This window comes from Pseudoalteromonas sp. K222D (assembly GCF_017653575.1).
GTDB lineage: Bacteria > Pseudomonadota > Gammaproteobacteria > Enterobacterales > Alteromonadaceae > Pseudoalteromonas > Pseudoalteromonas nigrifaciens.
In genome coordinates this window covers 75,176-83,401 of record NZ_JAGGDL010000016.1, presented here as the reverse complement: position 1 = coordinate 83,401, position 8,226 = coordinate 75,176, and the positions used below count along the sequence as shown (strand labels likewise).

Sequence of the window (8,226 nt, the reverse complement as noted above, 5' to 3'; positions counted from 1 at the left end):
TTAAATCCAGAGAAAAAAGAAGCAATGCGGGCGGCATAAAATTTAATTTGATGCGACAACTAACTTGAAAAACTCCGTATTGAACTTGCGACACGCGATAATAAACGCCTTCAGCGGCTTTTAAAAGATGCAAAATTGCCAGCGGCTTTTAAAAGATGCAAAATTGCCAGTGGGTAAACACCTTAGCAGCTTCGACTTTACCCTTGTTGATGGGGTGAGTAAGCCCCTTGTTGCTGATTTAATAACTCAGCCGGATTGGTTGAAGCACGGTGGCAATATATTGTTATTTGGCGCCAGTGGTCTTGGTAAAACGCATATCGCCAGTAGCATCGGTTATGGCCTTATCGAACAAGGCCATAAAATTAAGTTTGTTGCCGCGTCAGCGATTGTTCAACAACTCCAGCAAGCAAAGCGACACTTGCGCTTGCAAGATGAGCTTGTAAAGCTCGATAAATACAGCTTATTAATCGTTGATGACGTTGGTTACGTTCGAAAAACGGAACAGGAAACGAGTGTGCTGTTTGAATTGATAGCCCATCGCTATGAGCGACACAGCATGATCATCACATCAAACAAATCATTCGAACAATGGGATGAACTATTTGATGACTCAACGATGACTGTCGCGGCAATCGATCGCTTGGTTCATCATGCAACGATTATTCATTGCGAAGGTGAAAGTTACCGACGCAAAACAGCGCTCAATAAGAGCAAATAAAATTCGGTGTCAACCGGCCAAGATAATTGACGCGGAACCGGCCAAGTTAATTGACGCTAGATAACTATGGAGAGTGAGCAGCCTATTACCTTTATTGATTTAGATAACGGTGAGTGTGGAAGTTACACTGTTCCTCGTGGCAACGACGATTAATGTTAAATGGCTATTTGGCGAGGTTTAATTTAGGTAAGTAAATATCATATCAGCCCGTTAAGTAACAGGCTGATATGATTTATGCGTTATAGTTTTTAGTAGTTAAACGGGTGTTTTTCTGAACTACAAAAAGTGGCTGCAATTATTTTTTTACAGCCAACCCTAATTTACAAGCGATTTTAAATGTTCAGTAAACTCATCACCTAAACTTTCATGGCGCATGCTGTATTCTACAATAGCTTTTAAATAACCGAGTTTGTCGCCACAGTCATGTGAGCGGCCGCTCATATGAAACGCTTCTACTGTTTCCTGTGCTATTAGCGCATCAATCGCATCAGTAAGTTGAATTTCGCCACCCGCGCCAACGTGTGTTTTAGCCAGTAGTGGCCAAATATTTTTACTTAATACATAACGACCAACAACCGCTAAGTTTGAAGGAGCTAACTCTGTGGCTGGCTTTTCAACCATGGCATTAATAGCGGCGCTTTCACCTGGGGTTAGTTCTACACCGTTAATATCAGCAATACCGTATTTGCTCACATCTTCCTGTGCTACAGGTTCAAGCATAATTTGGCTTGCTTGCGTTTCATTAAAACGCTTGATCATAGCTGCCAAGTTTTGTGTTTTTTGATTTGCGGTATAAGCATCGAGGATTACATCGGGTAATACCACTACAAAATCGTCATCACCAATAATAGGCTTGGCGCACAATACAGCATGGCCTAAGCCTTTAGCTTCGCCTTGACGTACATGCATAATGGTTACATCGGGTGGGCAAATAGAGCGTACTTCATCAAGTAAAACACGTTTAACGCGCTTTTCAAGCGTAGCTTCTAGTTCAAAGCTAGTATCAAAGTGGTTTTCGATCGCATTTTTAGAGCTGTGCGTTACTAATACAATTTCTTTAATGCCTGCAGCAACACACTCATTTACTATATATTGAATAAGAGGCTTATCAACCAACGGTAGCATTTCTTTAGGAATCGCTTTGGTCATAGGTAACATACGAGTGCCTAAACCGGCAACGGGGATAACAGCTTTCACAAATAGTCCTTTAATTTAATTAATCGTTTTAATATCTTTATAAATTACCAGCTCAGTAATATATCTAAGCTGAATATATTTAATCTTTTTAAAGGTGATATGTAATGTAAACAGTAGGTTTAATAACTAAAAAGCACCGAGCTCAAATGGAGCTCGGTGCTTTTTTAATTTCTACCTGATACCGGTGGTTTGAAACCATAAGTTAATTACTTACTTAAATTAACAACATTACTTACGCTTTCAGTGTCACCTTCAGATTCATTTTCAAGTCTGGCATTCCACACTAAATCACAAATACCATCAGTGGGATTAAAGCCAGTTGGTGCATCGAGTAATAGCTGACGAATTTTTTCGTGCTCAAAGTTATGGCAGGCAATATCAAGCGCATCAATAAATACATTAAGCTCAGTGAGCGGCAGCATTACTTCATGTGCGGTCATTATACGCTCATGCGGTGTTTGCTCTACGTTATCGCCTATTAATAGCTCTTCATACAGCTTTTCACCTGGGCGTAAACCGGTACATTTAATTTCAATATCACCATGCGGGGTATCATCTGTTTTAATTTCGAGGCCCGACAATCTAACCATTTTAGTTGCCAAATCACTTATTTTTACCGAGTCGCCCATATCAAGTACGAATACATCACCGCCCTTGCCCATAGCGCCTGCTTGTATTACTAGCTGTGCAGCTTCGGGAATAGTCATAAAGTAACGAGTTATATCAGGGTGAGTAAGTGTTATTGGGCCACCTTCTTTTATTTGGCGGCGAAATAATGGTACTACTGATCCACTTGAGCCAAGCACATTACCGAAGCGTACCATACAAAAACGTGTTTGGTGTTTAGCTCCTTGCTCTTGTGCTAAGCCTTGCAACACTAGCTCGGCCATACGTTTAGTCGCGCCCATTACATTTGTCGGGCGTACGGCCTTATCAGTAGAAATCAATACAAAGGTATCTACGTTAGCCTCAACAGCTGCTTTGGCGGCGTAGTACGTACCAAATACATTATTACGTACACCTTCTACTACATTGTGCTCAACCAATGGCACATGCTTATAAGCAGCGGCATGGTAGATGGTTTGCACACCAAAAGTTCTCATTACCGTTTCAAGGCGGTTTACACGTTGTACTGAGCCCATAATGGGGATGAGTTGAATATTTAGTGTGTTGTTAGTTATGTATTCACCCAGCTCTTTTTCAATTGAATAAAGGGCAATTTCACTGCGCTCAAACAAAACCAATTTAGTTGGTTTGAGTTTAACTATTTGTCTACACAGTTCTGAACCGATTGAGCCACCCGCACCAGTAACCATGACTACTTTCTCTGTTATATTGGCGGTCATTAAATCATCTTTAGGAGTTACTGGGTCGCGCCCTAGTAAATCTTCAATTTCAACATCTCTAAATTCAGAAAGCTTCGCTTTACCTTCAACAATATCGGCCATGCCCGGGATCGAAAGTACTTTAATGGTTAATGGCTCAAGTTGTGCGAGTACTTCTTTGCGCCTTGCACGTGTTTCACTAGGCATAGCAAGCAGCACTTTGGTTGCCTTACGTTTTTTTATTAATTCATGTATGTCATTAAACGCACGTACCGGTATGCCTTGTATTATAGAGCCATGTTTTGTCACGTCGTCGTCAATAAACGCACTGACAAAATACTCAGGGCCTGCATTTAAAGCAGTCGCTAATTGACGCCCCGACGAGCCTGCACCATAAATAATAACCGCATCTTTGTTGCTGGTGGTCATTCTTCCTATCAGTGCGCGCACTATAATACGTGAACCACCTACGGTTAATAAACATAGCCAAGCAAAAATAAATGGCATAGTACGTGGTATATCTATACCAACAAAAAATGCTAATAAAACCAAACTTACGGTGGTTATAAGCGTACCGAGTATAATGGCCCATACTGCTTGTGAGTTCATATACCGCAAAACAGCGCGATACAAGCCCAAGCTAATAAACGTATATAAACTAATGGGAATTAAAAGTATTAATAATAACCAATTACTAGTAACACTTAATGGCTCTAAGCTATCAAGCCTTACTATTAACGCCAACCAAAAGGCGGCTGCTATAAAAAGTGAATCGATACATAAAGTAATAACACGCTTTTTAGCACGCGGGGCATTAATAATTGAGCGGATAAAGCTATCCATAACACGTTCCTTTGCGGTTCAATTAAAGGGCATAACCCATGATGAGGTTTGAAGTTAACAATAATATAACTATAACAAAAAACTCATTAATGTAATTAGTCTTAAATGATGATTTATTTGTTACACGCTTGTAGAGCCGTTAGAGCTTAAGCGCTTAATTGAGACAGTTAAAATATATAAGTAATGTGACTATTGGTGCAGTAAACAATGCCTTAAAACTGTCTCAAGAGTGTCTCACACGAGACACTCTTCAAGAAATAGTGCATTTAAATTAATGCGTTAAAATCACCCGACATTTAGACCCAATAGATATTACAATTCGGGGATTACGCTTACGTGCTATAAAATTCTTTATCTAATAGGAATTCTACAACCCGCGTTAAGCCAACCTCACACTTCATAAGCAAATATCAATGCATAAACTCAAAACGGCGACTACAGCTTATATTTGTCATTATTTACTCACAATTATAAGCTGAGAGTTAATCGCACCTTTAAGATTTAGATGCCAACGCGAATACTTCTTTCATCACTTGTGTTGTTTTAGCTATTTCAGCTTCAGTAAGCGTTGGGTGCACTAAAAACATCAATGATGTTTCGCCTAGCTCTACTGCATTAGGTAAGCGTTTTTCTGGACGCCATGGGGTATTATCAAATGCTTTCTCTAGGTACACCTCAGAGCAACTTCCCTGAAAACATGGTACACCGCGCTCTACAATTTCATTCACTATACGGTCGCGATCCCAGCCTTCAGCTAGTTGCTCCGGCTTAACAAACATATAGTGTTTATATTCTGCGTGTTCAATGTAGCTTGGCACTGTTACTAAACGAATACAGTCAAATTCACTGGCAGCTTTATCTAGCTCAGCACCATATGCTTGACGTTTTGCAGTCCAGTCACTCATACGCGTTAGTTGAATACGTCCTAGTACAGCTTGTATTTCGGTCATGCGCCAATTGGTACCAAAGCTTTCGTGTAACCATCTAAATCCTGGTGGGTGCTCACGGTTATAAATAGCATCAAAGCTTTTACCGTGATCTTTATAGCTCCACATAGTTGACCATAACTCTTTTGAGTTAGTAGTTACCATGCCACCTTCTCCGCCGGTAGTCATAATTTTATCTTGGCAGAAACTCCACGCACCAACATGGCCAATGCTACCCACTGAGCGACCTTTATATTTTGCACCATGCGCTTGGGCGCAGTCTTCAATTACATAAAAGCCATATTCTTTACTTAACGTCATTATGTCGTCCATTTCAGCGGGCATACCTGCTAAATGTACTACTATCACGGCTTTAGTTTTCGGTGTAAGTACGGCTTTAATACTAGCTGCTGTAATTGCCTGGCTATTTAAATCCACATCTGCAAAAACAGGTGCAGCACCAGAGGTAACAATGCTTGAGGCAGACGCTAAAAATGTACGTGGTGTCGTGATAACTTCATCATCGGTCCCTACATTTAATGCTTTTAAAGCAATATCGAGCGCTAGTGTGCCATTACCTAAAGCTATGGCATATTCACTATCAGCCCAACTAGCAAACTCTTTTTCGAACTCACGACCTTCAGTACCGGTCCAGTAATTAACTTTATTTGAAAGCACAACACTACTTACGGCATCGGCTTCTTCTTGCGTAAAGCTAGGCCAAGGAGAAAATGGGGTATTTAACATCGTATTCCTATTTATTCGGTATAGAAAAGATCATAAAAGTATTTTAGTGATTTTTTATTACAACAGCGGGAGAGCCAAACGCTGTTACATTATCAGGTATATTTTTAACAACTGTACTACCTGCGCCTATTAAACAATTATCACCAATGGTTATTAATTGTTTTACTTGACTGCCAATACCAACCCAGCTTTTAGCGCCAACAGATACACCGCCGGCTAAAGCTACATTAGGGCAAATATGGCTAAAATCATCAATGCTGCAATCATGCTCAACAACAGCGGCAGTATTGATAATACACCCAGCACCTACGTTCGCAAAAGCGTTAATAATAGCACCTGCAAAAATCACTGTGCCCGGCGCTATCTTAGAATATTGACTTATAACTGCTGTTGGATGAATTAAGGTAATAAGATTAAAACTGTTTTGTTGTAATAGCTGTATTTTTTGTTGGCGGATTTCATTATTACCTATCGCAACTACAACGTCATTACTCAACGTGGTCTTTGTATTATTTAGGGCTATTAAATCAGCGCATGTACCGTGTATTGGCCAGTGTTCAATATGTGTTTTACTGGGATAAGCGTCATCATAAAAGTTAACTATAAAACCAAGCTGCTCTGCAATATCAGCAATCACTTTGCCATGACCGCTTGCACCAACTATAGCCAACTCTTTAATCATTATTAGAGCCTTTAAATGTTTCTATAGTCACATGGCCGTCAGCACTTATGCCTTCACGCACAAACACTTTTTTTACGGTAAGCAATAATATTTTTAAGTCGAGTAAAAAGCTTTGATTATCTACATACCAAACATCGAGTTTAAATTTTTCATCCCAGCTAATAGCATTACGACCATTCACCTGTGCCCAACCTGTAATACCTGGTCGTACATTATGTCGGCGCGCTTGTTCAGTACTATACAGAGGTAAATACTGCACTAATAAAGGCCGTGGGCCTACTAAGCTCATATCCCCTTTTAATACATTAAATAAACCAGGTAGTTCGTCTAAGCTAGTAGAGCGTAAAAACGTACCAAAGCTTGTCATACGCTCATTATCAGGCAGCAAGTTACCCTGCATATCTTTACTATTAAGCATACTTCTAAACTTCATCATTTTAAATACTTTTCCATTTAAACCTGGGCGATCTTGAGTAAATAAAATAGGTGAGCCTAACTTAAAGCGAATTAATAGAGCAACAGTCAAAATGATTGGAAATAAAAGAATAACGCAACTGAAAGCGATCATGAAATCAAAGAGCTTTTTAGCCATGGAATAGTGCCTTATAAAACTGTAACTGCTCATCTAGTAAAGGTTGCTGTTGAAACTTGTCTGCGACATAACTTATTCCAGCTGCAGAGTGTAATGAAAGTAAACTTGGATTATCAATATAATTTAGCACACTAAATTGCAAAGCCTCTATATCACCAAAATTAACTAAAGTTCCAGTTTCACTATTTATTATAGAGTCAGAAACACCAAATACATCGTAGGCAACACTTGGAGTGCCTAAAGCAGATGCTTCAGCGAAAACTAAACCAAATCCTTCTCGATAACTTGGGCACAACTGTATATCAAACATTGATAAGTAAGGTGCAGGGTCGTCAACATGCGGAATAATTTTGTAAGTATCTTGTGGTAAATCCAATAATAAATTAAATAAGTTTTGTCCAATTTCATTATTACCTACAAGTAATAAATAAGCATTTTCATGTCTCTTATTAACTTCTTTAAAGCAAGCTATAATATCAATAATGCCTTTGTCAATATTAATTCGGCCTAAGAACCCCAAAACAAACTTTTCCTGAAGGTTTAGTTTACATTTAAGCTCAGCAGCCCTAGGTTTGACAAGAGTAGAATTAAACTTTTTATGTATGTCAATTCCATTGACTGTACCATTATTCAATACGACAATTTTTTTATTAGTACATAATTTATTGTCAATACAAAACTCCATTAAACTGGGACTTACCGCTAATACTTTATGGGCTAATTTGAGTGATAGCTTTTCCATAAAATAAGTAATATTTTTTTTAACTACCCCTCCCTTGACAGATACTAAACCATGTAACTGGAAGACAATATTAGAGCAAAAAGTAATTCTTGCTGCAAGCCCACCTAACAACCCTGCCTTAGGTGTATGTAGGTGAATTATATCAAACCGAAATTTTAATAAAAAGAACGTAAAAAAGAGTAAGGCTTTAAAGTCATTAAAAAATGAGATATTGCGAACAATAGGTGATCTAATAAATTTAACCATAGGGTATTTACTTACAAGCTGGTTGTAAAACCCATCATCAGGTATAAGTACAGTAATTACTATACCTTGACTAACCATATATTGGAATTGACCATCCATAAAACAGTAGGCGGATTGGGAGGATGTGAATATATGACATAATTTCATTATCTTAATAGCTCCATATAAATTGTATGATATTCCGTCAGCACATTAGTAATACGAAACT

7 protein-coding genes are annotated in these 8,226 nt (G+C 38.8%); 1 reads left to right on the top strand and 6 read right to left on the bottom strand.

Annotated features, from left to right (window positions below; genetic code table 11):
• Positions 1–127 precede the first annotated feature (127 nt).
• Positions 128–718, top strand: a complete 591-nt coding sequence (gene istB, locus J5X91_RS09935; RefSeq protein WP_280117911.1) for an IS21-like element helper ATPase IstB — start codon at positions 128–130, stop codon at positions 716–718.
• Between the two features lie 315 nt (positions 719–1,033).
• Here the strand turns inward: istB and galU are convergent, their stop codons facing one another.
• The 6 genes from galU to J5X91_RS09905 all read right to left on the bottom strand — a co-directional run bounded on the left by galU (position 1,034) and on the right by J5X91_RS09905 (position 8,165).
• On the bottom strand, positions 1,034–1,915 hold the full coding sequence (gene galU, locus J5X91_RS09930) for a UTP--glucose-1-phosphate uridylyltransferase GalU (RefSeq protein ID WP_208834603.1): 882 nt from the start codon (positions 1,913–1,915) through the stop codon (positions 1,034–1,036).
• A gap of 206 nt (positions 1,916–2,121) precedes the next feature.
• Entirely contained in the window at positions 2,122–4,083 is a 1,962-nt protein-coding gene (locus J5X91_RS09925) for a nucleoside-diphosphate sugar epimerase/dehydratase (RefSeq protein WP_208834598.1), read from the bottom strand.
• A 494-nt stretch (positions 4,084–4,577) separates the two neighbouring features.
• Positions 4,578–5,756 (bottom strand): DegT/DnrJ/EryC1/StrS aminotransferase family protein, encoded by a 1,179-nt coding sequence (locus J5X91_RS09920; protein WP_208834595.1) that lies wholly within the window; start codon positions 5,754–5,756, stop codon positions 4,578–4,580.
• A gap of 43 nt (positions 5,757–5,799) precedes the next feature.
• Entirely contained in the window at positions 5,800–6,438 is a 639-nt protein-coding gene (locus J5X91_RS09915) for an acetyltransferase (RefSeq protein ID WP_208834590.1), read from the bottom strand.
• Positions 6,431–7,030, bottom strand: a complete 600-nt coding sequence (locus J5X91_RS09910; RefSeq protein ID WP_208834587.1) for a sugar transferase — start codon at positions 7,028–7,030, stop codon at positions 6,431–6,433. The genes J5X91_RS09915 and J5X91_RS09910 overlap by 8 nt, the downstream gene beginning before the upstream one ends.
• Entirely contained in the window at positions 7,023–8,165 is a 1,143-nt protein-coding gene (locus J5X91_RS09905; protein ID WP_280117909.1) for a glycosyltransferase, read from the bottom strand. The genes J5X91_RS09910 and J5X91_RS09905 overlap by 8 nt, the downstream gene beginning before the upstream one ends.
• Positions 8,166–8,226 lie beyond the last annotated feature (61 nt).